The following is a 25,012-nucleotide window of genomic DNA, read 5'->3' on the forward strand; positions in this document are numbered from 1 at the left end:
GGCCCCAATACGCCATCTCGGTGACCTCTGGATTCCTGAGAAGATAATACCGATCTGGATTAGGTCGTCGAGCGTACGTGAGGCCCAGGAGCTGTCAAGCCGGACTCGGGCAAATCGTTGAGATGTTGACAGGCACGCGTACAGGCCGACTACCGCACTCGATCCCAGAGAATGTTGCCAGCCTCATCGTACCACTCGGGCGGGGTGTGTCCAAAAATCTCCTCGTAGTCGATGGCGATATCTTGATTCGTCCGCACCGCCGGGTTCTGGAAGGCGGCGAGCCGCTCGTGAAATGAAGAAAGGCCTATTTGAGCGGACAGTTTGTTGGCGCCCTCGATGTACGAGGTGAGCGACTGCCGCAACTCGAGGTCGGCGTCCTCCGACAGCATACCGAGCCGGTGGGGCATAACGTAGTCCGGCTTATTGTGGACAAAGCCATCCATGATGAGGCCACCGATTTGCTCGCGAGCCCCGGAGTCGTAGAGTTCGCCGTGAACTTTACCGAGGCTCTCAAGGCGGTACAATAATTCGAGTAGTAAGGTCTCCATGGTGGTTTCCATCTGACCCTCCTTAATGATTAGGCCCGGTGGGCCTCGACGCACGGACCTGTTCGATCATATCGGAATCCTTCGTAGTGGTGTAATACCATTGAAGCGGCCAGCCAGCTCATTGTTAACGAGATTTGTGATGCCATTATATGTTCATCGAAATGAAAAAGAGCAGGCGATCAATTCTGTTTGCCATTATTAAACGCAAAGCGACAACACCGGAATCGAGTGAAGCTTATCTCGTGCCCACCTTAACGTAACTTCGTGGGGCCCCGCTCGTCAGGTAGAACGGTCAGGGAACGCGTCATTCAAACCGACTTCAACAACCATCTACACCGAAACCTCATTCGGTAATGCTTGACCGGCTTTCAGCGAGAGCCGATCTGGTGAGCAAAGTCCGAAACTGGCAAACTGATTGGCCTCGCGATTGATCTCCTTTCGAGCAAATCTTAAGAGGTTGCCCTGGAATGGCTAGGTTCCCCGGATTCTTTGGTCGTAGGTATCCCGCGTTTCGGCCGGCCAGGATCTTCCACCTGATCGTCGCCCCGAATGGGATCTAGTTCATTCGCACGAACATGATGGTATCGGCAAGTGAAGCCGGCAATGAAGAATTTCTTCAGCCCGCCACATCGCGGGCGACCCGAAGCGATTCCGGCCGCTGATGATTCCCTCGATCTTCGAGAAGCTGGGCTATGTCGCGGCGATGGTTGCGCTCTACCTCGGCGGGAACGCGTCGCTGCTGGAGCTCTCGAGCGCGGGGCCGGACCTCGTCTTCGCGGGGCTCTTCCTCGCGGCGTTCCTCAAGACGCGCGAGTTGCCGGAATCCCGAATCCCATGATGGAAGCGTGACATGATGAATCCAGCTCCGCCCGATGAACGTTGCGCGAGCCCTTCATCCAAGCTTCAATAAGCATCACCTTTCGCAAGGCCCGGCTCCCTGGTACAAAGCTAGGCGGCGAGGGTCGGCGACGGGCGTCGGGGGGACGCCGAGGGGCCGGGTCTCGCCGCGGGCCGAAGGGCAGAGCCAGAACCGTCAAGATCCACGAGGACTCAGACTTTCCGATGTTCAAATCCATATTGTCGTCCCTGCTGCTCGTCGTCGCGCTCGGCCAGGCCGCCGCGTCGGCCGAGCGTCACGTCGTGGTGATCACGATCGACGGGTTGCCGTCCTTCTTGCTCGACGACCCCCGGGCGTCGCTGCCGGTGATCCGGGGGCTGGTGAAGACGGGGGTCGCGTCGAGGCAGGGGATGCGGGTGTCGAACCCCTCGGTGACCTGGCCGAACCACACGACCCTCATGACAGGCCTGCACCCCGACAAGCACGGCGTCCTCTACAACGGCAGGCTCGAACGGGCCGGGCGCGGGGAGCCCGTGCGGTACAGCTCGGAGAAGACGCAGGACGAGCTCGTCCGCGTCCCCCTGCTGTTCGACACCCTCAAGGCGGCCGGCGTCTCCTCGGCGGCGATCAACTGGCCCTGCACCCGGGGCTCGAAGTCGCTCGTCGACAACTTCCCCGACGTCCCCGACCAGCTCAAGTATACGAATGAAGAGGTCAAGGAGGATTTGAGGTCGAAGGGGCTCCTCGACCGCTTCGAGGACGGCGGCGGGGTCGTCCGCGACGAGGCCTGGACCGAGGCCGCCTGCGAGTCGATCCGCAAGCGGAAGCCCCGATTTCTGGCCCTCCACCTGCTCAACCTCGACTCGACGCACCACGGCCACGGGCCGAGGTCGTCGCAGGGGTACACGGCCGCCGCCTTGTGCGACGCCAACGTCGGGCGCGTCTTGCAGGCCCTCGACGACGCCGGGATCCGAGACCGCACGGCCGTCTTCGTCATCGCCGACCACGGCTTCATGGCCGTCAAGAAGTCGATCCACGCCAACGTCGCCCTCCGCGAGGCCGGGCTGCTGACCGTCGAGAAAGGCAAGATCACGAAGGCGAAAGCCCAAGTCTTCCCCGAGGGGGGGATCGGCATGATCTTCCTCAACGACCCCGAGACCGCCGCCCAGGACCGGGAGAAGATCAAGAGCCTCTTCGCCGGGGTCGAGGGGGTCGAAGCCGTCCTCTCGCCCGACGAATACGCCAGGTACCACTTCCCGACGCCCGACGACAACCGGAGCATGGGGGACCTCGTCCTCGTCGCCAGGCCCGGCTACGCCGTCAACGGCGCGAGCCACGGCGACAAGGTCATCGTCCCGCACGACAAGGCGATCGGCGCCCACGGCTACCTCTCGACGAATGCCGAGATGAACGCGATCTTCGTCGCCTCCGGCTCGGGGATCAAGGTCGGCGGAAGCGTGGATGTCGTCGACAACGTCGACGTCGCCCCGACGGTCGCGAAGCTCCTGGACGTCTCGCCGGGCGAGGTCGCGGGGAAGGTGCTCGACGAGGTCCTCGAGCCGAGGAAGCCGGTCGAGTGGATCGCGCATCGCGGCGAGTCGGCCGATGCGCCGGAGAACACCCTGGCGGCCTTCAGGCTTGCCTGGGAGCGGAAGGTCCCGTCGATCGAGCTGGACGTCCACCTCGCGAAGGACGGCGGCCTGATCGTCAACCACGACTACGACACCAAGCGCACCACCGGCGAGGCGAAGAAAATCAAAGAGAGCTCCACCGACGAGCTCCGCACGCTCGAGGCCGGCCGCTGGAAGGATTCCAAATATGATGGGGAGAAGCTCCCCTTGCTGGAGGAGGCCCTGGCGACGATCCCCGACGGCGGGCGCTGCTACATCGAGATCAAGGTGGGCCCCGAGGCCGTCGGGCCGATCGCCGAGGTCGTCCGCAAGTCCGGCAAGAAGCCCGAGCAGCTCGTCATCATCAGCTTCCAGGCCGACGCCGTCGCCGAGGCCAAGCGCAAGCTCCCCGAGTTGAAGGCCTACTACCTCGCCGCCTTCAAACGCGACAAGGACGGCGCCTGGCAGCCCGGCATCGACGAGCTGATCGAGACGGCGAAAGCGATCAAGGCCGATGGCCTCGACCTCTCGCGCGGCCCGATCACCCGCGAGATGGTGGATAAGGTTCGCGCCGCCGGCCTCGGCTTCTACGTCTGGACCGTCGACGACCCCGCCGAGGCCGAGAAGCTCATCGACGCCGGCGTCGACGGCATCACCTCCAACAAGCCCTCGTGGCTCAAGCGGCAGCTCAAGGGCGGGAACTGATTGGCGTTAATTTTGCGTGCTGACATGAAAGGGCGCCGATCTTGAACCGTCGGGGTTGGCGTCCTTTTTCTTGGATGCGCCGTGCCTCCTGCCGGGGAGGGCCCATCGATCCCGATCACGGCGGAATGATTACACGGTACGTGATGTTTATATCGCTCGCACAAATCATGCTGCATGGGCTTTCCCGGTACCTGAGCGGGAATTAGAATCCTGGCCGGGGTCGGGGGCTGCTCGGGGTTGAGTATCGGCCCGCCCGTATCCATCGTTCCGGGGAGATCGCCTTTCATGAAGGCCCGCGTACTCATCGCGTCGATCTGGCTGGGGCTTGCCGCCAATCTCAACGCCGCCGAACCGCTGAAGGTCGCCCTCGATTCGACCGAAGGCCTGACCTTGATCAACGTCAAGGGTGAGGCCGTCGAGCATCGCGGCCGGAAGGGCGTCCGCCTGACCTTCGCGGGGCCCAAGGCCGCCAAGACAGCCGGGGGAGAGAAGGGGAAGGAAAGCCCGTCGGCCAAGGCGTCCCCCAAGGCCCCGAGGGGCCCGGCCCGCGAGTTCGAGACCCTGGCAATCCTCACCGGCTCCGAATTCCGCAACGGCACGATCGAGATCGAGTTGGCCGGCGAGCCCGCCCCCGGCGGCGCCCCCGGAGGGGCGCGAGGCTTCGTGGGCCTGGCCTTCCACGTCGACCCGGCCGATCCTTCCAGGTATGATGCGTTCTATATTCGTCCCACCAACGGCCGCGCCGATGATCAGGTGCGTCGCAATCATTCGACCCAGTACATCTCGCACCCCGAGTTCCCGTGGGCCCGCCTCCGCGAGGAGTTCCCGGCGAAGTACGAGTCGTACGCCGACCTCGCCCCCTCCGAGTGGACGCGGCTGAAGATCGTCGTCGCCGGCTCGCGTGCTCAGCTCTATGTGAATGGCGCGTCTCAGCCCAGCCTGATCGTCAACGACCTGAAGCGCGCCGACGCAACCGGCCCCATCGCGCTCTGGACCGAGCCCTCGACGATCTCGCACTTCCGGGACCTCGTGATCGCCGCCGACGCAATCGCCCCCTGATATGCGAATCTTTTCGCCTCGCAGGGAGGAGTTATGCTCCCCCTGCGTTTCCCATCCCGGGCGAGTCACGCACGGCCGCGACAACCTGTCCTGCTCCCGAGGCTCACTTCGTCCGCCGCTTCAGGACGATCAGGTAGCGCTTGCTGTCCTTCGCCGAGACGAAGTCGTCGGGGCGGGCCACCCCCTCGCGGGCGAGGCAAACGGTCAGGGTCTCGTCATCATCGAACCTATAGATCCCGAGCATGACCTTGCCTTCGCGATCTTTGAGGTCGATCGACCTGGGTTTGGCCATCGCGTCGAGGGTGATGGTGCCGAGATCGTCGGCGTCGCGGCCGGGGATCCAGCGGTCCTTGCGAACGGTGTGGACGTTCCCCTGGATGCGGGCCTTGGGGAGATCCTCCCCCTCGCGGACCGACTTGACGAGTGTCCAAGCCCCCTGCATCGCGTCGAGATCCCGCTGAGAGGCATCCTCCGGCGGCCCGGCTCCCATCATGACGACGGCGGCCAGGATCAGGGACAGGCTCGGTTTGACCATCACGATTGGCGACTCCTGAACTTGGGCGTATCCGGGGCGAGGCACTGTCCATCAGCCTGGTCGATGGGCTCGCGCTTACTCCCTTTCACCGCATGATAATCCAGGAACCAGCCGAGTTCGACGCTCCGCTCGGGATAGGGCGTGGACACCGCGACGTCGGAACGCCTTGGAGGGACGATTGATATCGCCGTTCGAGATCAAGGAGGGGTCCCCGGGAGAGGGGCGCACGGGAGTATAGAGCACCCGGAGGGCGCGGGCGATGCGACGGGGCCGAGGGAGAACCTCGAGAGGCGGCTGCCTCTGCGGCTCAAGCCTCAGATAGGGCGTCCGGCGGTGAAGTGGCCCGGCGAGGTCGGCCTCGGTCGGTTCGCGTCGGAGCTGGCCCCGACGGCGGCGATCAGGAGGCCTATGCTCGTCAGCAGGGACAGGCCGCTGAACCAGATGTGATTGCCCTGCAGTGACGCAATCTCGACGCCGCACGCTGCCACGACCAGCATCAGGCTGCCGGTGTTCAGTCGAGTGTGGTGCATCGTCGTTCTCCCACGGGCGAAAATCGCCCGGGCTTGATGCTCTCGAACCGACTCGTCACGCCGTCTCGCACGACGACGGGGCAAGCCCGGTATGGGTCTACGTCCAATCGAATTGTTGGGGAGCCGTACCCCTACGGCCCGCCCCGCGAAACCCACACCGCAACGGATTTGATACCTCTATCGTCGGGTAGATCGCCCTGGTCTGCAAGAGCGCGTCCGAAAATCACCACGGATTTTGGCTCCCCGAAATGTATCGGAGAGGAGATATGTCGGCATGCCGATGTGCATGCTCGCCCGCGGGCTCGCGCTCAGGTCCACAGCCGCCTCAGCCAGGCCATGAGGCAGATCCAGAAGGCGCCGAGGATGCCCCCGGCCCCGACCAGCCAGATGATGCCCTGGAGGAATCCGGGCGTCGGCCGCACGAGTTTCAGCCAGGCATAGGCCGTCGCGATCCCGGCCGCAAAGCCTAACGCGGGATGCACTTCGTGCGCGAGCAGCAGCGGGATCAGGCTGCATGCCGGGGCCAGTGTGACGGCCATCAGCAGCATGAAGGCGAAGTGGAGCCCTTCTCGCAAACTTCCTCGCACGCCCGCCGCCCCCCAGCGCTCCCCGACCACGGGTCAGATCGTCCCGACCCGACGCCCAGTCCCTCCAGATTACCTGAAGCGGGACAGGGCGGGGTCCGGCAACGAGGCTCAGCTACGCCCATCACCGATCTCGAGAGGGATCCATTCGCGAGCAATCCGGCTCGATTACTCGGCCGACATCTCCAACAATCCCCGCTCACTCAAGAACTTTTCTACGGCAGAAACATCGAAATGAGATGGGATGCCGAACAACAAGGTCCGACCATTGTGCCCGACCAGGGATAGGCCGAGGAACTCCGGCCACTCGAAAAACGCGTAACTCCGAGCGTCTGCAAAATCCATGTATCGCAGTTCATTCCCGGCATTACGTTGAATGCGATGATCCGTCAGGCAGACGTGCGACGGACATATCCAGATAATCCATGGTGCCAGGTAGACCACGAAGTATCCGAGAGCGACCGAGATCGGGACAGCCGTCACGAACGGAGGTGCATCCTTATGAGGAGCGAGCCTCGAAATACCGGCGACAATCATGCAGAAACAGGCGAAGACGCATACCGCCAGGGGCCTGTGCCACCATTTCCACCTCGACCGATTCCGAGCTTCGAACGCGCGTCGATACACATGAGGCTCTTGCCACTCGAAATAGATTTTCGGGATGATCCGCATGATGACTCGCCCTGAAACAACAATCCCTTCATGCTTTAATTTTATCAGAGACGCGTCGGAACATCCATTTTTCAGCCCCGGACCGACCCGACGCTCGATACCTCCAGCTTACCCGAAGCGGAGCAGGGCGGGGGCCACTTCGAGATTTCCAGGGACCTCGATCCCAAGGCGACCCCGATCCGGCCGATCGATCCTCCGGGCGTGGATCGTGTCAAGTTTGCTTGACATCGGGACGGCCTGGGTCTAAAGTCAAGGAAGCTTGACATGGGCGTTTTCGGTCCTTGAATGAGAGGGGGCAGTCATGGCGAGTGGAGCGTCGGTGGAGAGGGGCTGGTTGGGTCATCCTCAGGAGTTCTGGCTGGGGATGGTGCTGTATCTCGCCTCGATGGCGGGGGCGGCCTGGGCCTTGCAATCGCTGCAATTGCGAGGGCCGGCGGGGGTGGCGGTCGGGCTGGTGCCGACGCTCCCCATGCTGATGATCCTGCACGTGTATTTGCGGATGGTCCGCCGGCAGGACGAGCTCTATCGGCGCGTGCAGCAGGAGGCCATCGCGATCGCCTCGGGGATCACGATCGTGTTTTGCTTCGCGGCGGGGTTCCTGGAGACGTTCGGCGCGATCCCTCGCGTGAGTCTCCAGTGGGCGGGGATCCTGATGTTCTTCACCTATGCGGCGGCGGCCGGGATCTTGATGCGGCGGTACACGTGAAGAACCGCCTGCGCGAGCTGCGCGAGGCCCGCGGCCTCTTGCAGCAGGAACTCGCCGAGAGGCTGAATGTCTCGAGGCAGACGGTCATCTCGATCGAGAAGGGCAAGTACGACCCGAGCCTCCCGCTGGCCTTCGCCATCGCGAGGGTCTTCGGGGCTCGGATCGAGGACGTCTTCATCCCCGACGACTCCGAGCCGTCGGGGGACCCCGCCTCGGCCGCTCCTGCTGGCTGAGGCCTTTGCCTGCCAATGAATTTGAGGCCTTGATTTTGGCTGCGGAACGCTCGCCTGAGACCTGAGCCAAAAACCTTGACTGATGGATATTCGGGGTGGTCCCAATGCCCCTATGTTATGGGAAAGACACACAGTCCAGGCAAGACTTCCGCAGCCGAAATCTAGGGCTCCAAGAGATTGTGCGAAGCTGGAAATGACTGGGCCGGGGGGCTTAACTGAGGGGCAATTGGGTAGCCGCGATTGGAACAATCGGGGTCGCGCAGCGACAAGAGGCCGGGTGCAAGAAGCCCCCGACAAAGCGCGGACGCCTGCCTTCTGTTGCCTCGCGACGCGCCGGATCCTTCGATTTGCCTCGTCACCTGAGATACGCGGAATCCGTGAGGGGCCGGAGAAATATCAATGGCCCGCTCCCTCAACCGAACTGTCGCGGATGGCCTCTGGTCTCGGCCGGGCTCTATTGCGTTTTGCCTCTCGTCGCTGCGCGACCCCGATTGTTCCAATCGCGGCTACCCAAGGACATGAAGACGCGGCGATTGGTACAACTGATGGCCTGCCGTGAAGGCCAAGGGTTTCACGGGACGGCCTCCGGGATCGTCCGGGGCTTTTGGTAACGGGCCTCTCGTTGCTGCGCGATCCATATTGTCCCAATCGGGGCCACCCTTGATGCCCCTGAGTTAAGGCCTTGGTATGCTATCCATTCAAGGTTTCCGCAGCCAAAATCAAGGGTTCCCACTCATCGGGGATGGCGTCGTCGGCGAGTTGGATCTGTAGCCAACCTCCGAGCCGAATCCCTGGGCCTGAGGTATGAGTTCGAGCCCGCCTGGCGATCTCCCGCCATCGCCCTCCGTACACCTCCGCCGTCATGAGCGGGCGATGACGGTGGCTGCAACCAACGGGGTCGGGGAGATTGCCTGGGTTGTATCGCCTTCGCGGTCAGTTCGTGCGCGGCCGGTCTCCCCTGCGACGAACAGCCCGCCCGACCTGAGTCGAATGACCGCTTGACTCATTTCGATGTTTAGCTTATTATCGAATCATGAGCCACGTCTTCAAAGCCCTTTCCGATCCGACGCGTCGCCGCGTGCTATTGCTCCTGCGACAGGGGCCGATGAGCGCGGGGGAGCTGAGCGACCAGTTCGACGTCTCCAAGCCGACGATGTCGGCGCACTTCGCTGTGCTCAAGGAGGCCGACCTGGTGCATACGGAGAAGGTCGGCAAGTCGGTCATCTATCACCTGAAGCTCTCGGTGCTGGAAGAGGCGCTGCTGGGCTTCGCCCATTCGTTCGGCATCGGCGCGGAAGCGCCGGAGCCCAAGAAGGAGACCCTTCGATGAACAAGGAAATCGTGGCCGACCTCTCCTGGGGGCTCGGCACGGTCGTCGTGGCGCTGGGCGCGACCCTCGCGCGCAAGCTCGGTTATATCGACGGCGAGACGGTCACCCGGCTGGTGATCGGCATGAATGGGCTCATGATCATCCACTTCGGGAACCGGATTCCCAAGCCCTTCGTGCCGAGCCTCTTCGCCCGCCGGGTCAAGCGCGTGGGAGGCTGGGCCATGGTGCTGAGCGGGGTCGTCTACACCGCGCTGTTCGCGTTCGCCCCGATCCCGCTGGCCGCGAAGGGCGGGGTCTGTGCGATCCTGGCGGGATTCGCGGTGACGGTCGGCTATGGCCTGTGGCTGCGGTCCAGGGCGAAGGCCGCCTGAGGCGCCTCGCCCCCGGCGGCTCGCTTTCCAAAGATCCTGCCATATCATCGCGGTTCATATCATGAACCGGACGAACTGAGGATGGCTCAGGCCACCTCCTTCGACCGACCCGCCGCCGATATCTTCGTTCTCTTCCTCGTCGAGGTCATCCCCTTGATCGGTCCGGGGCCCGGCTTGCCGCTCAGGATGCGACGGCGACGCGCCCGTATTCCGGGAGGTACTGGCGGACGGCCGCGGCGGCGCGCCCCGCATATTCCTGCTTCTGGCCGACGGGGGCGACGTAGCGGACGATGGCCTCGGCCGCGTCCCAGCCGGCGAGGCGGGCGATCACCCAGGCAGCGAGGTAGTGGGAGCCGAGGCATCCCCCGGCCGTGGCGACGTTGCCGTGAGCCACGAACGGCTGATCCAGGACCCGGATCCCGGCCTCCTCGACCCAGGGCTTCGACGTGGAGTCGGTGCACGCCGGGAGGTCCGCGAGGATCCCGAGCTTCGCCAGGATGAGCGCCCCGGAGCACTGGGCGCCGATGACCTGTCGCGTCGGATCCAGCCCGAGCTCTCCCATCAGGCGAGGGTCGCGGACGATGTCCCGCGTCTCACGCCCGCTGCCGACGATGACCGCGTCGGCCTCGCGTGCGAAGCTCAAAGGGGCTTGCGCCTCGACGACGACCCCGTTCATCGACGTGACCCTCGGCGAGGGGCTCACGATCAGGGCCTCCAGCGCAGGCTCCTTGACCCGATTGATCATGGCCGAGGCGACGAATGAGTCGAGCTCGTTGAAGCCCTCGAATGTCAGGACGGCGATCCGCATGCGGCCTCCGGAGTTTGGTGACGGCGCGCGGCGACCAACTCATCGCCGCAGCGCGACGCCAGAGGGACACGGCGGCGGGCCCGAGGGTTCGCCGGGCGTGAAACCTGGCGAGCCCTCGGGCCTTCTGTATGTATTAAATGATAGGTTGATCACTTCTTGTGTTGTGAGTCTGCCGGCTTGTCCCGGGGCAGTTCGAAGGACATCCCGGCCTGGTGCAGGATCAGCGTCGGCACCTTGCCCGCGTCGTCTTTCTTGAAGGAGACGGCGATCGCCTTGGAGTAGACGAACGGACGAAGCCCTTCCTTATCGGGCTCCGCCAGCTCGAACACTAGTTGGCTGGGGATATCCAGGGCCAGTTTCCCGCAACGCATGACGACCTGAAACGGCGTGTTCTTGAACGGGCCGAAGTTCGCGTAATAGGTGCCGAGCAGGGGCTTGAGCTCATCGGGCACCTCGTCGGCGGCCTCGCTCGGCAAGAGGGCGTCCTGGATCGTCGTCTCCAGCCGGATCGTGCTGACCTGGCCCCGCGACTGGGTGAAGTAGCAGACGATCAGGTCTTCCGCGGGGAAGGCCCAGGCCCCAGTGCCATCCGAACCGCCGTGGCCGAATGCCTTCACCTGCGCCCTGGTCGGCTTTTCGCCGGGGGCGTAGAGCATGGACATCTGGCCGTAGTGCGGCTTCAGCCCGAAGAACCCGCAGGGGTACGGCTCATCGGTCCCGAGGGCCTTCATGGGCGTCGAGGGGGTCAGGATGCGAGCGATCGCCTCGTCCGAGAGCAGCCGCTTGCCGCCGACCATGCCGCCGTCCTTCCAGAGCGTGAGGAAGCGGGCATAGTCGGCGGGGGTGGCGTAGAGCGACTGCGAACCGACGGGGAACGGGTACAAGGGGGCTCCGTCCGGCTTCCAGATCCGCTTCCACTTCCCGGGGCCGCCGAAGTAGAGGCTCGCCATGCGCGTCTTGCGCGCGTCGTCGGCCTTCGAGAGATAGAACGAATCGGACATCCCCAATGGCTGCAGGATCCGCTCGGCGACGAAGCGGTCGATCGTCATGCCGCCGACCCGTTCGACGACGGCCGCGGCGGCGTCGCTGCCGGCATCCGAATACCAGAACTTCTCACCCGGCTTGAATTGCGGGCCTTTTTCCCCGATGGCCTTCGCCTGGGCCTGCAGGTCGGGGTACTCATCGATCCTCGTCCGCAGGATCGTCAGGGGCAATCCGCTCCGATGTTGCAGGAGTTGCTCGATCGTGATGGCCTTCGACTTGTCGTTGTCGAATCCGGGCAGGTATTTCGCCACGGGGTCATCCAGGCGCAGCTTCCCCTCCTCGGCCAGCATCTGCACGGCGACGCCCGTCAGCGGCTTGGTCATCGAGCGGATGTTGAAGATCGTGCCGCGCCCCATGGTCCGATTGTCCTCGCGATCGAGCGCCCCGTAGGCCTCGTGCAGGATGGTCTTGCGGTTCTTGATGATGAGCAGCTCGCCCCCGACGATCGTGCCGTTCTTCACATACCCTTCCACCTCGTCGGCCAGCCGGCGCACGGCCGCCGTCGAGACGCCCTGGCTCTCGGGCGTGGCGGCCGGGAATGCGGCCTCCTCCTTGGCTCCGGCCGGGATATTCATCGGCCCTAACCACGCGGCCGCGATCCAGATCGCCGCCCACCGACATGAACGCGCTTGGTGGATTCTCATAAAAATTCTCGATTGCGTGATTCTTGATGGATGGATCCGGGGCCACCGGCCGTCGCGGCCTTCGATGGCCCCGGTTCACGATTCGATATTTAGCTAAACGACGAAATTTGTCAAGAGAGGGCATTCGACTTGGGTGGCGGCGGCGTCGGTTCCATCGCCTCGATCCTGGGGATCGGGATGGGGGCGACCTCCGATCGGCCGGGGTTTGCGGTCGGCCGATCGGAGGTCCAGGCACCTCGGATCAGCCCCGGCGATGGGGGACGGCCTCCGTGCTCGGCCGGGGCCTATTGCATTTTGCCTCTCGTCGCTTCGCGACCCCGATTGTCCCAATCGGGGCTACCCTTACATATAATGCGATGATGCAAAAGAGATGGCCGACGGCCCGGCTCTCGTCGCTGCGCGACCCCGAATGTGCCGATCGCGGCCACTTTTAAATATGATGCGACGAGGCAAGAGGGATGGCCGGCGGTTCGGCTCTCATCGCTGCGCGACCCAGGTTGTGCCGATCGCGGCCGCACGAAAAGTTACATGGTTATGGTCTCGGCATGCACTCCATTCGAGGTGTCCGCGGCCGGAATTTAGGGTTCCTCTCCATCGGTCGAGGGAGCCATCGGCCGGGCGGGCGGCCTTAACTGGGGGGCGAGATGGAGCCCAGTCTAAAGATTTATGAATTCAGAAGTTTGGACATGAACTCTCATTGGAAGCCGTGTCCTGGAACTGGCCTTCCGCGAAAAGGCGATCGCGAGTAAGAACAGGGGCCTTCGCGCGACATCGAGAGTCTCGCGGGCCCACATCTTCGCTTCGCTCCCGACGATTCTCCGTCATCGGTCGTGATCCTTTCGCCCGAGCACCCCCACTGGAATTTCCCCCCGGACTGGCACCCAATCCCTTTGGCTGCTCGAAAGTTACGCATTTACAGAGGGCGCAGATGAAGAGTCCCAATCGCTCACGCCGGCCACTCCGATTGAACGCGGTCGAGTCTCTGGAGACGCGGGCCCTGTTGACCATGGCCTCCACGGCGCCGTTGCCGGACGTGACTTTCTCCGCGGGAGCCGACGTGGCCCCGGTGAACCTGGACTCTTACTTCAAGGATCCCGACGCGGCCCCCAACTTCGCGATCTTCGACACGTCGCTCGGGACGATCCCGGTCCACCTGACCCCGGCGACGACCCCCAAGACGGTCGCGAACTTCCTGAATTACGTGAACAAGGGGGCGTACGACAACACCCTCGTGCATCGCTCGGTGCCGGGCTTCATCTGGCAGGCCGGCGGCTATCAGATGGCGTCGGGGACGAACAACATCACGCAGATCACCCAGGATGCCCCGGTGCAGAACGAGTTCGGGGCTTCGAACACGCGCGGGACGATCGCGATGGCCAAGCTCGGCAGCGACCCCAATAGCGCGACGAGCCAGTTCTTCTTCAACGAGTCGAACAGCAACTCCAAGAACCTCGACCTGCAGAACGGCGGGTTCACCGTCTTCGGCAACGTGGTGGGGAGCGACGGCCTGGCGGTGATGGACGCGATCGGGAACGTGCCCGTGCCCTCGCCGGCCCCGATGCAGTCCCCCTTCGATCAGATCCCGCTCCAGAACTACACCAAGGGGACGTCGGTCGCGCCCTCGAACCTCGTCATGATCAAGGACGTGACCACGGCGGATAGCCTCTTCCTGGCCTCCAGCGACAACTCCAACGTCGCGACCGCGTCGGTCCAGGGAGACAAGCTGACGGTCACGCCGACGGGCGTCGGGACCGCCCACATCACGGTCTCGGCCTACGGCTCCGACGGGACCCCGGTGACGGAGACGTTCGCCGTCGACGTCAACTCGGGGGCCAAGCTGTCGCCGCCCCCCGTCGTCGCCACGCCGACGCCGACCCCCACGCCAACACCCACCCCGACTCCCACGCCGACCCCCACCAACGCGAATCAATCGGACCTGACGCCCGTCGCCAGCGGCGCGATGCCGGCCTCGGTCGTCGCGGGGCGGAGGGCCCGGATCCAGCAGACCGTGACCTTGAAGAACGGGGCCAATGCCGTCTCGCAGCAGGAGGCGGTCACCCTGAGCCTCTCCAAGACCACGACCGGCTCGCCCGATGACACGACGATCGCGGCGGCCATCGCCACGGTCAGGATCCCGGCCGGCAAGGAAGGCAAGGTGCGGCTGACGGCCAGGCAGGTGCCCGCGAGCGTCGCCCCCGGCTCCTACCACGTCCTCGTCACCGTGACCGACCCCGACGGCGGCAGCACCACCGTCGACACCGGCCGGACCCTGAACGTCAAGGCGGCCCCGACGCGGCCGACGCGCAGGGCCTGAGACAATCCAGGAGGCTCGCGGGGCCCGTCCTGTCATGACGCTCGAGCTTTGGTGCCATCACCGGATCGGCCTCGCTCGCGCGAGGCCGCCTCGGGGCAACGACGTGGGGCTCGGCTCATCCCAAGGTGCGGCCCCGCGAGCCTCCAGGATCCTTCGGTTGCGAGGCCTGAGAAGCCCCGGATGTCCCTAAACCTCTTGAGGGGGTATCGCAAACGTATAATCGCCATTGGCGAAATCGACCACAAGTCCCGAGAGTCGCTTCTCATCGCGCCTTTGAACGATGACGGGGACACCCCACGCCTCGCTCTTCCAGACCGACCCGTCGGTCGGAGGATGATCATTGTAGGTGATGCTGTACACGGGAGAGCCAGGCCTGCCGGCGACTTCAACCTGCATGGCCGCTTCCGCGGGGAAACCGCGCTCCGACATGATTCGCAGGGCATTCTCGGCCGCACGCTCGGTCAGGTGCACGACGTCCCTTCGATGGCCCAACTGCGCGTCGATCAGGTCGATGACGCGATGGCGCGTCCCGCCTCGGAGGTTCGAGACCAGGGCGCTCAATGTGAAAAATGGCCCCCACGGAATCCCCCACCAGCCGAAGACCAGGGAGGCGGCGCTATAGCCGAGGGCCGGATAAAGGGTGGGTTCACGCCCGACGATGTAGCATCGCGAAGGTGCCTTGACGCTGAAGACGACCAAGGAGATCGCCATATCAAACTGGGTAAACTCGGTTTGCGAGTCGATCGTCATCCCCTTGTAATCTGCAGATCTTTCCTTGATCGAATCTCGATTCGCGTTCAGCCATTCGAGGAACGCGATCGCTTGCCTCTCGCCACTTCGGAGCCACCGCCAGGCCGCGAATGAGGCGAATGCCAGGGCGTAACACCCGAGGGCTTCGGCGAGATTACGCTCAGGGCCGAAGGTATTTATCACGGCCGCCATGAGGAAGCCTACCGCGAACACCAAAGAAATCCACATGTTTGTCATTTTCCTGGGAAGATGCGTTGCCCATCGCCCCGCGACCTCCCGAATTCAATGGGGGTGGTCGGCCGAGGCTTCCAAAATCAGATTCGGGATGATGCCGTTAGATCGCCGCCGTGACGGCCGGCGTTCGTCCGCCGTTCTTGAAACCTTCCGGTTGGTCCGGTCTGGGAGAATCGGGGCCATCGGGGGAGAAGAAAACAGGCCCCAGGAGAGTTGCGCAGCGGGCGGAGGGTTACATCCGCAATTATCTAAGCACCTCGGCTTGGTCCTTCTGCAATTCCGGCTTGATCCACATCCGACACGAAACGCCTTGTTTCAAACCCGGCCAGGACACCTAGTAATACCCGGGCGCAGGGTAATAACCCCGCCTTCTCCAGGGTCGACCTCGACCCGGTGTTCGAGACGTCGCATCGGGCCGCGGGAATATGACCTGCCTCGTAACAGGCCCGCTTCAGCTCCTGGACGAAATAGCTGCCATATCCCCGCCTCCTGTGGGTGGAACTGACGTTCATGTAGATGTCTGCGTAAGGTGGGTTATAGTGCGTCAGGAAGCCGCCGGTCGCGACGATGGCCTCGCCGCATTCGAGAAGCCAGTCCCCGACAGAATCGGCCTGATCGTCGAAGATTCGCTGCTTGTCCGCGTCGGTGGCTCGACGAAAAATGACGCCGGGGACTGCCAGGTTCGTCGTGAGGGCGTCGCGGAATAGCATCCTCTCGCTCACGACCTCGGTGGCGTGGTCGTAGAACATCATCGTGAGGAGCACGTCGTTCGTCTGGACCTCAATCCGTGTCGCCTTGCTGGTCTCGACGAGACGCCGGAATAGCTTGAGGGCCGCCCCCCGATACGCGGGCAAGACGTAGAACTCCCTGACCAAGTCCTTCGGCTCACCCTGGTAGCCCATCACGAACCCGTGGCCCACGGCGCGGCCATCAATCCGAAACTGGAAAAGGTTCCCGAAGCCTCTCCTGGGTAAGGAGTCGTGGATGATCTGACAATTCATCTCCTGCCGATAGAGTTCGCGGAAGCCCAGGACGACTTCCAGTGCCACAGGCGAGACGTCAATCATCACGATAATGCTCCGAAAATTCCAAGCAGGCAGGAGCAGATCCATCGGCGACGAATCGTGCCAGGATCGATTATAGAGAAACCAATTCTGAGTGCTTAGGTCGTACAGGCGAGCCAGACAAGCATCGCGATGATTGTATAAGCGATTCCGCTTATGGCGATGAGCTGCGATCGTCGGAGCGAAGGATGGTATTCATGAACGGAGAACAGGTACACGACGTCGGAGTACTTTCCACGGACCACCCCTTCTTCCATCCCCTTCATGAGGACCGTGTTGGCATGCCATGAGAAGTAAGGTACAGGGATGTAGAGAATGTTAAAAACCAACCACGAGAAGTATCTGGCGGGCATGAATGGCTCGGGATAGAAACCGAATACTTTGACGACGGCCTTGTGATCTTCCTTTTCGAATATGATAAAAGTGAAAAGGACATAGAACATTATCGAACCGATTACGGTGCATTTAATGGCCGCCTTGCGCCAGTCTGCCGCCGTGATCCGACGCTTGGTCACGGGCTTCCAGAAATCGTCGTCCTTGGGATTGTTGTTGAGTAAACCATCGGGTATTTCCACGACATATCTCCCCACCGGGAATAGGATGTTAATCTTCGGCCGACACCAGTAATCTGCTCGAGACCTTTTCAACGACTTCGATAGTGACGTACTCCTCTTCCGCCTCGAAGAAGTCGGTGGTCCGCCGCGTCCCAGATTCGGCCGACCCCTGGCGGATCGGCCGATCGGATCCGTAATTGGGCAAAGGTTCAAACGGCGGGAGGGCCCCAGACGATGCGCTGGGGACGCTTGACGACCAGGCGGGTGCCCCAGGCGAGGACGAGGATCAGCATGATGACGCCGACGGCGATGGTGCCATTGGTGCCGAGCATCTGGGCGACGAGCACGACCATCTTCTTGAGGCCCCGGCCCTTGCGACCCCCCGTGTCGGTGTCGATCTCTTGGCCGCTGTCGAGGGTCGTCGCCGCGTTGTAGACGAAGGCGAAGGCGATCCCCGCGATCACGGCGACGAAGATGGGGCCGATCAGGGCCTCGAGGACGCCGATGTCCTCGGTCCCCTCCGGATGCGCGATCCCCGCCCGCTCGATCACGGCGAGGGCGATCTCCCTCGCGTCGTCCCCCTTGGGCGTGAACTCGATCTTGACCGGCTTCTCCGCCTTCAGGTCCTTGAACTTCACCGTGTCCTTGCCGTGCGAGACCTCGACCCGCTTGATGGCCGAGAGGGGCAGCGACTCCCTCTTGCCCAGCGCGACCTTCGCGGGGTCCTGCCCGGCGGCCACGGCCGTCGCCACCTCGTTGGCCTCCTTCACCGCGTTCTTGCCGGTGAACTGGAAGCGGTGGATCGCATCGCCCGTCATGACCAGGACGGTCGCCAGCTTCTCTTCGGCCTTGTGCCAGATCCGTGTTTCCATCGCTCCGCTCCCCCCCCTTGAGAGGTTCGTATGAAGATGCGTCCGCGACGCGGGCGTCGCGGAATGTGGCCCTATTTGGACATAGCTCGACATCTGCTCATTGAGCCGATGATTAGACCACCGACGTCCCATCGAAGCAACCTCGCCCGCCCCGGCCGTCGCCGTGGCGAAACGCATCGCCCGCGACGTTGGGGCGGTGGGTCCGTTGAATGGGGAACGTCCCGGGCCCGCACTTCTTCCGCGTCGATCCGGAATTCGCGCAAAGATGGCGCGGCCTCGCCGAGGCAAGGGCTGTCCCATCTTCGGTTTCCGTCGCGGCAGACCCCCGCGTCAGTCGACGCGCGTCAGCTCGCCCGAGCCGCCGCAGTCGTACCCGGGGAGTTGCCCCAGCGCCCGGCGATACGGGGCCGATCGCACGGCGGCGACGAGCGCCTTGAGCCTCGGCTCGTTCTTCCAGCGCGCGGGGAGGCAGAGGTCGTAAGCCTCCTGCCGGACCCGCAGGAAGTCGAGCCCGGCCTCCTCGCCGATCAGGCGGAGGCAGATACCGGCGTCGGCCCAGCCGCTGCGGACGGCCTCGGCCACGCCCCGGTGGTCGGAGGCGAGCGTCGGCAGGATCGGCTTGCCGCCGAGGATCTCGTCGAGGCATTGCCTCGCCCCCGAGCCATCCTCGCGGCCGACCCAGCGCAGGTCCATCTTCGTCGCGTCGCGGACGGTCGGGAGGTGGAGCCCCGGGGAGAACGCGATCCCCTCCTCCCAGGCGGAGACGCGGAGCAGAGCGAAGCCCCCGCCGATCGCCTGGCCGACCGGCTTCGCATTCCCGTCCGGATCCTCGGCGCGGGCGAGGTGGACCCCCGCCGCGTGCACGAGCCCCCGGCCCAGCAGGTCGAGGGCCTTGCGGCTCGACCGGGGCACGACGACGAGCCTCAAACCCGCCGCGCGGGCGAGCTCGGTCGCGAGCAGCCCCACGGCGGGGTCGCAGCAGGCGATGACCAGGGTCCGCGCGGGGTCCTCGCCGCTCTCGTCCCGCATGGAGCCGTCGACGATCACGCCGTCGTGCGGGACGATCCCCAGGGGTGTCGCCTCGATCGGGTAGAGCCGGATCTTGCCCCCGACCTCCGCCCGCCAGTACCGGCTCGACTCGTGGCGAGGCGCCCAGGCCCACTCCGTCCTCGCCGAGGCCGACCGCCGCAGTTGGAACAGGTCCTCGACCCGGCATCCGAACGCCTCGCCGAGCGCCAGCGCCGCCGCGGCCGACGGCACGAGCCGCCCCGTCTCGATGGCGCTGATCCCCGCCCGGGAGAGCCCGGACAGCCTCGCCAGCTCGTCCTGCGACCACCCCCTGCGGCGCGCTGCTCCTTGACCTGATTCTGCAAGGTGTCAGGGTTCGACATGTTCGTAAGATCAGGCCATCATGGGTCGATCGGGTTCGGATGCGATCCGTATTTCCCAGGATTACGGAGCGGGGCCGCCGTCGCCGCGAGCGTCCCAGTCCCCAGCTTACCGCAGGAGCCCCCCTTCGCCAAATCCGGGGCCTTCCCGCCGGTCGAGCCCCTTCCTTTTCGCCCCCCCGGGCGAGACAATCGGGCATAGGCTCTCGGGGTACGACTCATTTCGAAATCGCGGGGTAGATCCCATGACGTTGCAACTGCGAAGGGCATCCTGGTTCGTCTCGGCCCTGGTCCTGGCCGCCCTGGTGTCGGCCAGCTCGGCGTGGGTCAAGGCCCAGCCGCAGGGGGAGTCCTCGAGGGCCCCGGGGCACTCGATCAAGACGCCGTTCGTCTCCGTTGGCGATCACTTCTTGGTCAACATGGAAAACGTCGCCTACGTGAGCGATGGAGACGGCAAATTCGACATCTACTTCGCATGCTCATCGCAAAGGGGAGGCGACCCTTTGCGCTTGACGAACGCATCGGAAATCACCCAGGCCAAGTCATCCCTGAGTGACCGGTCCGGGGCCGGTGCCCACTTCGAGAGGCATGGCAACAGCTTCATCAACCTCGAGCAGATTGCTTATATCGAAACCAAAGGCGATTCGGTCTTCATCTACTTCAATTCCCGGATCTCGGACGACTTCGCCCAGTTGACCCTCTCGGGCGACGACGCCAAGGCCTTCCTCAAGCATCGCCGGGGCTCCTGATCGGGATTCCACCGGCTCCTGACCGCGAGGGTCCCGAGACTCCCCCCCCAGGCCCTCGCCCGGTCGGCCCCGATGCCCGATAGAAGCTGGAAGCGGCGAGGACCTCGGAGTAACTGGCCTCTCAGAGGCTTTCCTCTGCCATCGTGTGCCTTGGTCTTGTAAGGATCGCTCTCCTGCCTGTTTCCAATCGTCGTGCCTTTCATGCTCCTGATCACGCTCGGGATTATCCTGGCCCCGGAACATTGGATCCCGAATAGGGTTGCCAGCTTTCGGAGGATGCAGGATCGGATATTGACGTAGGTCTTCGTCGACACGTCTTTGTCCGGTGCCTCGTCGCCCCATCCAGGGGTATCTCACGATCTCTGCGAGCGGGCGATTTCGAGGCGGCGAACCAGAATTGGTGCTCTGGATCTGCTATCTTGGCCTCGCGACCTGGGTATGATTCGCGTCGATCCTGATCCTCGTGATCGTATCCCAGGGGTTTGCCGTCGAGATCGTTGGGATCGCACAGGCTGTCCGTATCGCTGTTGGATGATGACCCGGACTTTGGGGCGGAACTCTCAGGAGCGGGCGGATGATGCCTTGCCAGTTCCGGATCATGACCCTCGTCAAAATCGTGGCGGCCTCCGCCCTCATTCTGTTCGTCCTCACAACAAGGGACCGCCCGGGACGAGGAATTACGGATAAACGCATCGTGATACCGGTGGCATGCGTCGTCGCCGCAGTCTATGCTGTCGGGTCGATGCGTCGCCCAATCGCTTTCTCGATCCCGATGCTCTTCTTCCTGCTCACTCCGAGTGTGGATCATCCGAGTCCCGACGTCATCAACGCCTGCCTGGGGGGCTGTTTTTTAGCCTGGATCATCGGTGCCCCGATCGGAGTCATTCTCGGCGTCGAACGCAACGCTTCGCGCGATTAGCCGAGCCGACCCCATCTCGGCTCACTCCATCACAACCGGAGAGACGCGATGACATCCGACGACGCGACTCCCCCGTCTGATTCTCCCGATGACGGGTCGAACCGCCCGATGCGATTAACCCACCTCATGGTGATCGTGGCGGCGGTGGCGCTGACGATCTCCTTGGTTCCAGCCCTCTTCACATGGATGAGGAAGCCCTCGTCGTCTTTCGATTATCGTTCGCGAGCCGTCTACCAGACTTCGCTGGCCCTGATCCTCTGGACCCCGAGCCTCGCCCTCGCGGCCGTGATCTCGAATCGTTCCAGGCTACGACGCATAATTATGTCATATGGATACTCCGCGATCTTCGTTGCGACCGCGGCCATCCTCTTCGACATCGTCAGGGCTACCTCCGCGGGCCTGGCCAGCTATTATCGAGGATTCCCGCTCTTTCCCTACTGGCCCGAGTCCATTTATATCCGGGCGTCATTTCGATTCGTTTATGAAGCGAGCGTGAGCGTACCCCCCGGCGTTGTCGCCGCCTGGACGATCCTCGCCCTGACGAGGACGGGCCGAAGGCCGGCCGACTGGTTCGATCGCTTCTGCCTCGTCTTCGGCATCCTCTGGGTCTTCTGGGGAGTCGCTGGCCACGACTTCATGCTATTCGCCCCCTTCGATCGCTGGTGAATGACGCGTTCGAACCGATGACACCCAGCAGGCACTTCGTCGTTGAGTCCCCTATCCCCCTCTGCTACATTGCCTCTGCGACCCGGGTCCCGGCAAGGAGGACGCCTGCTGATGCGACCGAAGCGACACCTGACCCTCGCCGACCTCATGATCCTCGTCGTGGCGATGGCCATCGGTTCGCTCATCTTGCGGCCGTATATGGCGGGCTTCAGGCAACAACTCAGCATTTCCCCCTCACTCTATCCCGGGCCGCAAGATCCCTGGCGGTTACTCGCCTGGGCGCAAGGCCCGGGGTCGTGCTTCGTCATCCCCTGCATGGCGGCGATGGTCGTCATCCGCCTGCGGAACCCTCGCCCGAGGCTCTTCCAACTGCAGCCGGGGTTCGTCGCCTGCGCGGTCACGCTCATCGCGCTGCTGCCGGGCATCGCCTGGATCCTGACGATCCAGCATCGCCCGGGATTTCAACGCGCGACAGGATTCGAACAGATCTGGACCTTGTGCACCTACTGGGTCGACACGGCCGTGCCCGGCGCCTGGTTCGCCCTCTATTTATCGCGTCGGTGGCGGCCCGAGGCCTCGTGGGTCGACCGCACCGGACGCGCCCTGGGGCTCTACTGGATTGTCCAACTCGCCGCCTGGTATTTGCTCATGACGTGGCCGGGTCTCCGGGGGCTCATATCGAAATGGACCGGATGAGATCTCGCATATTGACGATCGCGATGGTCCTCGGCACGATCGCCCTGACGGCCGCATGGGTCCCCTGGGCCGATCGGGAGTTCCAGCGAGCCGAAACATCGACGGACGCGCATGCGGTCTCCCGGCCACCGTGGGTCTGGGCGATCCAGCGCCCCTATCGTCGCCTCCAGCATGCCTGGACCATGCTCTGCCTGGCGGTCACCGTCGGGTCGGGGGTCATCGTCCTCGACCCGAAGACCTGGAGGCGCCCCGTCGACCCCGCGACCATCATCGTCATCGTCGCGTTGGTCGCCTCGGGCCTGACGGCCGCTAACGCCATGATGGCCTCGACCTGGATGCGGAACCCGAACGGCTTCAGCTACGTGTTGGGCAACTTGCTGGAATATCGCATGCCCGGCGCGATCCTCGGCGCCTGGTTCGTGACCCTCAGCCGCAAGGTCGGCTGGCGAGGCCAGCTCATCGCCGGGATGTGGATGTCCGGGGCGGCGATGACGATCGCCTATGGCGTTATATTCGGATGAGCGAGAAATCTCCGCCAAGTTGGGCCGATTTACATCACCGGCCATCCCAGTCGTCCCGACCCTGGGCAACCGAAAACCAATCCATGCCGTAAAGACCGAGGCCATTTCGCTCAAGCTCCAATCATTGCGCGCCCGCGACAGGCCCAACCGAGCATCACGCGGAGTTTCACGAAGGGAAGAGAATGCACCGGCCCCCCTCGATGGCGACGAGTTGGAGTCGATTCTCCTTGAGGGATGGTGTCATCCTGATCGGGGCACTGGCGGCGGGGATGGGCCTCGCGAAGAACGCAACGAACGGCCATTTCAATGCCCTCTGGCTCATTGATATGCTCCTGGCGAGTGGCATTCTCGCCGGGCCGTTCGTCCTCGTCGGTCAATGGTGGAGCGGTCGTCGCACGGCACTCAGCCATGGCGAACGGCTGTGGGCGACCTCTTCTTCTCTCATCCTGCCGTTGCTGGTGTGGGGTTACCTCGACATGGGCCTCGGCATCCTCAACGTATTCCTCGCGATCGCGGCTTTGATCCATTTCCTTATTTCGTTATATGCAGCAATCTATCTCGCAGTAAGCGTATTGGGGCCGTCGGTCGATGTCCCTTGCCGATGGACGGATCGACTCGGTTGTCTGGTTTGCTCGGTGGTATTTCCCGGGGTTGTTCTCTCGATCTGCATCGAGTTGAATCAAACCTATGGTCTTTAGCTTGCCTGGCCAATGCGTGAGCCCCGCGACGTTTCCTCGAGGCCGTCGCCATCCCCGGGTAGAGTAGCCTACCGACCCAGGCCTCGGTAGGGAGGCCTCACGGGGTGGAGACACTCGGAGGCCTCCTGATCGGCCGCATGGGGCGACTGCCCGGGGTCGAGGAGCCGTACGCGTTCGCGAGGATCGGCCATTGCCTGTTCGCCCGGCTGGTGGGATTGCTCGGGGCGGCGATTTCGCCGAGGATGTACGGGGAGGCGCCTCGACCGCCTGAACCCTGATCCCTGTCCTTCGGAGTCGCATCATGCGAACCTTCTTCGCGATCGATCGGCCCCTGGCGATCACGCCCAGACCGAGCCGATGGCGGACGGCCGTCGTCATGATCGGCCTCGCCGCCTCCGGATGCAACGTGACCGACCCGTCGGATGCGAACGTCGCCGGCAAGTCGCCGTCAACTCCCGTCGCAGGAGCCACCGAGATGCCGCCCGCAGAGAAAGAGAACGCCAAGCCGGCCGCCCCCGTCGCCGAACCCCAGTACAACCCCCTCACGGCCGCCGAGGCCAGGGTGATCCTCGACAAGGGGACCGAGGCCCCATTCCGCGGCGAGTACACGGATACGAAAGAGTCGGGCACCTACGTCTGCCGCCGCTGCAACGCGCCCCTCTACCGCTCCCAGGACAAGTTCGCCAGCGACTGCGGCTGGCCGAGCTTCGACGACGAGATCCCCAACGCGGTCAGGAAGGAAACCGACGCCGACGGCGATCGCACCGAGATCCTCTGCAAGAACTGCGGCGGACACCTCGGCCACGTCTTCGTCGGGGAAAGATTCACCGATAAGAACACACGCCACTGCGTCAACTCGGTCTCGATGAAGTTCTACCCCGAGGGCAAGCCCCTGCCGGCCGTGATCAAGTAACGCGAGCCGTCCATCGCCCAGGATCGGCGGTTTCCCGAGGCTCGGCCCATCGATAAAGTCAAGGGGACCGCCGTATGAAGCTCCCAAAGCCGCGTCTGACCGTGTGGCGAATGATGGCGATTGTGGCAGCCTTCGCACTGCTACTCGGGGGTGAAGTCAAGCGGAGGCAATGGGAGGCTTGGTCCGAGCATTGTGTCGAGAAGGGGCGATTTCACGACGCCAAGGCCGCGGGGGCACGCGGGATCTGCATCGACGCCTTCAATAATCCACGTGGTCTCGCCAAGGATGAGGCGAGCGCGCGATACCATGACCAGATGGCGAAGAAATGGCAGGACGCCGCACGCCGACCCTGGTCCTGGGTGAAGGCTGACTTGCAGACGAGTGAGTCGGCTGGAAGGAGAGGACTCGGATGGGTTGCCTGCGATTGCAATTGGTGCAAGTCATGGGTTAAAGCCGG

28 protein-coding genes are annotated in these 25,012 nt (G+C 63.7%); 16 read left to right on the forward strand and 12 right to left on the reverse strand.

The genetic code is table 11. The annotated features are described in order from the left end of the window. Positions 1 to 149: 149 nt before the first annotated feature. Complete coding sequence (locus tag ACOYYX_RS38500; RefSeq protein WP_422931910.1) at positions 150 to 560, reverse strand: hypothetical protein; 411 nt, start codon at positions 558 to 560, stop codon at positions 150 to 152. Between the two features lie 649 nt (positions 561 to 1,209). Here ACOYYX_RS38500 and ACOYYX_RS38505 point away from each other — a divergent pair. From ACOYYX_RS38505 to ACOYYX_RS38515, 3 genes are all read left to right on the forward strand, one after another. Further along, positions 1,210 to 1,386 (forward strand): hypothetical protein, encoded by a 177-nt coding sequence (locus tag ACOYYX_RS38505; RefSeq protein WP_422931911.1) that lies wholly within the window; start codon positions 1,210 to 1,212, stop codon positions 1,384 to 1,386. A gap of 224 nt (positions 1,387 to 1,610) precedes the next feature. Continuing rightward, positions 1,611 to 3,701 carry an alkaline phosphatase family protein gene (locus ACOYYX_RS38510; RefSeq protein WP_422931912.1) on the forward strand — a complete coding sequence of 697 codons (2,091 nt, stop codon included), beginning with the start codon at positions 1,611 to 1,613 and terminating at the stop codon, positions 3,699 to 3,701. A 285-nt stretch (positions 3,702 to 3,986) separates the two neighbouring features. Then, the gene (locus tag ACOYYX_RS38515; protein WP_422931913.1) at positions 3,987 to 4,760 is read left to right on the forward strand and encodes a family 16 glycoside hydrolase; all 774 of its coding nucleotides are present in this window, start codon (positions 3,987 to 3,989) and stop codon (positions 4,758 to 4,760) included. Between the two features lie 103 nt (positions 4,761 to 4,863). Here the strand turns inward: ACOYYX_RS38515 and ACOYYX_RS38520 are convergent, their stop codons facing one another. The 4 genes from ACOYYX_RS38520 to ACOYYX_RS38535 form a co-directional block, all read right to left on the reverse strand. Then, positions 4,864 to 5,295, reverse strand: coding sequence for a TIGR03067 domain-containing protein (locus ACOYYX_RS38520; RefSeq protein WP_422931975.1), 432 nt, complete (start codon positions 5,293 to 5,295; stop codon positions 4,864 to 4,866). Beyond that, complete coding sequence (locus ACOYYX_RS38525) at positions 5,295 to 5,444, reverse strand: hypothetical protein (protein WP_422931914.1); 150 nt, start codon at positions 5,442 to 5,444, stop codon at positions 5,295 to 5,297. The genes ACOYYX_RS38520 and ACOYYX_RS38525 overlap by 1 nt, the downstream gene beginning before the upstream one ends. Before the next feature lie 165 nt (positions 5,445 to 5,609). Further along, positions 5,610 to 5,825 (reverse strand): hypothetical protein, encoded by a 216-nt coding sequence (locus ACOYYX_RS38530; RefSeq protein WP_422931915.1) that lies wholly within the window; start codon positions 5,823 to 5,825, stop codon positions 5,610 to 5,612. A gap of 308 nt (positions 5,826 to 6,133) precedes the next feature. After that, on the reverse strand, positions 6,134 to 6,412 hold the full coding sequence (locus ACOYYX_RS38535) for a hypothetical protein (RefSeq protein WP_422931916.1): 279 nt from the start codon (positions 6,410 to 6,412) through the stop codon (positions 6,134 to 6,136). Between the two features lie 1,003 nt (positions 6,413 to 7,415). Between ACOYYX_RS38535 and ACOYYX_RS38540 the strand changes: the two genes are divergently transcribed. The 4 genes from ACOYYX_RS38540 (at position 7,416) to ACOYYX_RS38555 (ending at position 9,721) form a co-directional block, all read left to right on the forward strand. Beyond that, entirely contained in the window at positions 7,416 to 7,787 is a 372-nt protein-coding gene (locus ACOYYX_RS38540; RefSeq protein ID WP_422931917.1) for a hypothetical protein, read from the forward strand. Beyond that, complete coding sequence (locus tag ACOYYX_RS38545; protein ID WP_422931918.1) at positions 7,784 to 8,020, forward strand: helix-turn-helix transcriptional regulator; 237 nt, start codon at positions 7,784 to 7,786, stop codon at positions 8,018 to 8,020. Before ACOYYX_RS38540 ends, ACOYYX_RS38545 begins: the two co-directional genes overlap by 4 nt. Positions 8,021 to 9,053: 1,033 nt before the next feature. Then, entirely contained in the window at positions 9,054 to 9,350 is a 297-nt protein-coding gene (locus ACOYYX_RS38550; RefSeq protein WP_422931919.1) for an autorepressor SdpR family transcription factor, read from the forward strand. Then, positions 9,347 to 9,721, forward strand: coding sequence for an ammonium transporter (locus ACOYYX_RS38555; protein WP_422931920.1), 375 nt, complete (start codon positions 9,347 to 9,349; stop codon positions 9,719 to 9,721). The genes ACOYYX_RS38550 and ACOYYX_RS38555 overlap by 4 nt, the downstream gene beginning before the upstream one ends. Before the next feature lie 181 nt (positions 9,722 to 9,902). Here the strand turns inward: ACOYYX_RS38555 and ACOYYX_RS38560 are convergent, their stop codons facing one another. Both ACOYYX_RS38560 and ACOYYX_RS38565 read right to left on the reverse strand, forming a co-directional pair. After that, on the reverse strand, positions 9,903 to 10,529 hold the full coding sequence (locus ACOYYX_RS38560; RefSeq protein ID WP_422931921.1) for a DJ-1/PfpI family protein: 627 nt from the start codon (positions 10,527 to 10,529) through the stop codon (positions 9,903 to 9,905). A gap of 149 nt (positions 10,530 to 10,678) precedes the next feature. Further along, the gene (locus ACOYYX_RS38565) at positions 10,679 to 12,148 is read right to left on the reverse strand and encodes a serine hydrolase domain-containing protein (RefSeq protein WP_422931922.1); all 1,470 of its coding nucleotides are present in this window, start codon (positions 12,146 to 12,148) and stop codon (positions 10,679 to 10,681) included. Positions 12,149 to 13,145: 997 nt separating this feature from the next. On the opposite strand from ACOYYX_RS38565, the gene ACOYYX_RS38570 reads away from it, so the two are divergent. Beyond that, on the forward strand, positions 13,146 to 14,531 hold the full coding sequence (locus tag ACOYYX_RS38570; RefSeq protein WP_422931923.1) for a peptidylprolyl isomerase: 1,386 nt from the start codon (positions 13,146 to 13,148) through the stop codon (positions 14,529 to 14,531). Positions 14,532 to 14,717: 186 nt separating this feature from the next. Here the strand turns inward: ACOYYX_RS38570 and ACOYYX_RS38575 are convergent, their stop codons facing one another. The 5 genes from ACOYYX_RS38575 to ACOYYX_RS38595 all read right to left on the reverse strand — a co-directional run bounded on the left by ACOYYX_RS38575 (position 14,718) and on the right by ACOYYX_RS38595 (position 19,325). Continuing rightward, a complete protein-coding gene (locus ACOYYX_RS38575; RefSeq protein WP_422931924.1) occupies positions 14,718 to 15,509 on the reverse strand; it encodes a hypothetical protein in 792 nt (263 codons plus the stop codon). Positions 15,510 to 15,763: 254 nt separating this feature from the next. Next, positions 15,764 to 16,582, reverse strand: coding sequence for a GNAT family N-acetyltransferase (locus ACOYYX_RS38580; RefSeq protein WP_422931925.1), 819 nt, complete (start codon positions 16,580 to 16,582; stop codon positions 15,764 to 15,766). 95 nt (positions 16,583 to 16,677) lie between these two features. Then, a complete protein-coding gene (locus tag ACOYYX_RS38585) occupies positions 16,678 to 17,154 on the reverse strand; it encodes a hypothetical protein (protein ID WP_422931926.1) in 477 nt (158 codons plus the stop codon). A 188-nt stretch (positions 17,155 to 17,342) separates the two neighbouring features. Next, positions 17,343 to 18,005: a hypothetical protein gene (locus tag ACOYYX_RS38590; protein ID WP_422931927.1), complete on the reverse strand. Its 663-nt coding sequence runs from the start codon at positions 18,003 to 18,005 to the stop codon at positions 17,343 to 17,345. Positions 18,006 to 18,335: 330 nt separating this feature from the next. Beyond that, complete coding sequence (locus ACOYYX_RS38595; RefSeq protein WP_422931976.1) at positions 18,336 to 19,325, reverse strand: substrate-binding domain-containing protein; 990 nt, start codon at positions 19,323 to 19,325, stop codon at positions 18,336 to 18,338. A 313-nt stretch (positions 19,326 to 19,638) separates the two neighbouring features. Here ACOYYX_RS38595 and ACOYYX_RS38600 point away from each other — a divergent pair, with 313 nt between their 5' ends. From ACOYYX_RS38600 to ACOYYX_RS38635, 8 genes are all read left to right on the forward strand, one after another. Continuing rightward, positions 19,639 to 20,142, forward strand: coding sequence for a hypothetical protein (locus ACOYYX_RS38600; RefSeq protein WP_422931928.1), 504 nt, complete (start codon positions 19,639 to 19,641; stop codon positions 20,140 to 20,142). A 574-nt stretch (positions 20,143 to 20,716) separates the two neighbouring features. Next, the gene (locus tag ACOYYX_RS38605) at positions 20,717 to 21,061 is read left to right on the forward strand and encodes a hypothetical protein (RefSeq protein WP_422931929.1); all 345 of its coding nucleotides are present in this window, start codon (positions 20,717 to 20,719) and stop codon (positions 21,059 to 21,061) included. A 48-nt stretch (positions 21,062 to 21,109) separates the two neighbouring features. Further along, positions 21,110 to 21,727: a hypothetical protein gene (locus ACOYYX_RS38610; protein ID WP_422931930.1), complete on the forward strand. Its 618-nt coding sequence runs from the start codon at positions 21,110 to 21,112 to the stop codon at positions 21,725 to 21,727. A gap of 111 nt (positions 21,728 to 21,838) precedes the next feature. Beyond that, positions 21,839 to 22,423: a hypothetical protein gene (locus tag ACOYYX_RS38615; RefSeq protein ID WP_422931931.1), complete on the forward strand. Its 585-nt coding sequence runs from the start codon at positions 21,839 to 21,841 to the stop codon at positions 22,421 to 22,423. Continuing rightward, positions 22,420 to 22,944 (forward strand): hypothetical protein, encoded by a 525-nt coding sequence (locus tag ACOYYX_RS38620; RefSeq protein WP_422931932.1) that lies wholly within the window; start codon positions 22,420 to 22,422, stop codon positions 22,942 to 22,944. The genes ACOYYX_RS38615 and ACOYYX_RS38620 overlap by 4 nt, the downstream gene beginning before the upstream one ends. Positions 22,945 to 23,171: 227 nt before the next feature. Beyond that, on the forward strand, positions 23,172 to 23,642 hold the full coding sequence (locus ACOYYX_RS38625; RefSeq protein ID WP_422931933.1) for a hypothetical protein: 471 nt from the start codon (positions 23,172 to 23,174) through the stop codon (positions 23,640 to 23,642). 104 nt (positions 23,643 to 23,746) lie between these two features. Then, positions 23,747 to 23,920: a hypothetical protein gene (locus ACOYYX_RS38630; RefSeq protein ID WP_422931934.1), complete on the forward strand. Its 174-nt coding sequence runs from the start codon at positions 23,747 to 23,749 to the stop codon at positions 23,918 to 23,920. Between the two features lie 23 nt (positions 23,921 to 23,943). Next, the gene (locus ACOYYX_RS38635; protein ID WP_422931935.1) at positions 23,944 to 24,555 is read left to right on the forward strand and encodes a methionine-R-sulfoxide reductase; all 612 of its coding nucleotides are present in this window, start codon (positions 23,944 to 23,946) and stop codon (positions 24,553 to 24,555) included. Positions 24,556 to 25,012 lie beyond the last annotated feature (457 nt).

It is taken from the genome of Singulisphaera chitinilytica, assembly GCF_049331405.1.
Classification (GTDB): domain Bacteria; phylum Planctomycetota; class Planctomycetia; order Isosphaerales; family Isosphaeraceae; genus PoT.

Coding starts and splice junctions, on each gene's coding strand:
- ACOYYX_RS38605 (WP_422931929.1), top strand. CDS start 20,717: ATGATGCCTTGCCAGTTCCGGATCATGACCCTCGTCAAAATCGTGGCG.
- ACOYYX_RS38500 (WP_422931910.1), bottom strand. CDS start 560: ATGGAAACCACCATGGAGACCTTACTACTCGAATTATTGTACCGCCTT.
- ACOYYX_RS38510 (WP_422931912.1), top strand. CDS start 1,611: ATGTTCAAATCCATATTGTCGTCCCTGCTGCTCGTCGTCGCGCTCGGC.
- ACOYYX_RS38530 (WP_422931915.1), bottom strand. CDS start 5,825: ATGCACCACACTCGACTGAACACCGGCAGCCTGATGCTGGTCGTGGCA.
- ACOYYX_RS38505 (WP_422931911.1), top strand. CDS start 1,210: ATGATTCCCTCGATCTTCGAGAAGCTGGGCTATGTCGCGGCGATGGTT.
- ACOYYX_RS38580 (WP_422931925.1), bottom strand. CDS start 16,582: ATGATTGACGTCTCGCCTGTGGCACTGGAAGTCGTCCTGGGCTTCCGC.
- ACOYYX_RS38560 (WP_422931921.1), bottom strand. CDS start 10,529: ATGCGGATCGCCGTCCTGACATTCGAGGGCTTCAACGAGCTCGACTCA.
- ACOYYX_RS38615 (WP_422931931.1), top strand. CDS start 21,839: ATGCGACCGAAGCGACACCTGACCCTCGCCGACCTCATGATCCTCGTC.
- ACOYYX_RS38555 (WP_422931920.1), top strand. CDS start 9,347: ATGAACAAGGAAATCGTGGCCGACCTCTCCTGGGGGCTCGGCACGGTC.
- ACOYYX_RS38620 (WP_422931932.1), top strand. CDS start 22,420: ATGAGATCTCGCATATTGACGATCGCGATGGTCCTCGGCACGATCGCC.
- ACOYYX_RS38575 (WP_422931924.1), bottom strand. CDS start 15,509: ATGTGGATTTCTTTGGTGTTCGCGGTAGGCTTCCTCATGGCGGCCGTG.
- ACOYYX_RS38515 (WP_422931913.1), top strand. CDS start 3,987: ATGAAGGCCCGCGTACTCATCGCGTCGATCTGGCTGGGGCTTGCCGCC.
- ACOYYX_RS38570 (WP_422931923.1), top strand. CDS start 13,146: ATGAAGAGTCCCAATCGCTCACGCCGGCCACTCCGATTGAACGCGGTC.
- ACOYYX_RS38565 (WP_422931922.1), bottom strand. CDS start 12,148: ATGAATATCCCGGCCGGAGCCAAGGAGGAGGCCGCATTCCCGGCCGCC.
- ACOYYX_RS38550 (WP_422931919.1), top strand. CDS start 9,054: ATGAGCCACGTCTTCAAAGCCCTTTCCGATCCGACGCGTCGCCGCGTG.
- ACOYYX_RS38520 (WP_422931975.1), bottom strand. CDS start 5,295: ATGGTCAAACCGAGCCTGTCCCTGATCCTGGCCGCCGTCGTCATGATG.
- ACOYYX_RS38600 (WP_422931928.1), top strand. CDS start 19,639: ATGACGTTGCAACTGCGAAGGGCATCCTGGTTCGTCTCGGCCCTGGTC.
- ACOYYX_RS38590 (WP_422931927.1), bottom strand. CDS start 18,005: ATGGAAACACGGATCTGGCACAAGGCCGAAGAGAAGCTGGCGACCGTC.
- ACOYYX_RS38635 (WP_422931935.1), top strand. CDS start 23,944: ATGCGAACCTTCTTCGCGATCGATCGGCCCCTGGCGATCACGCCCAGA.
- ACOYYX_RS38610 (WP_422931930.1), top strand. CDS start 21,110: ATGACATCCGACGACGCGACTCCCCCGTCTGATTCTCCCGATGACGGG.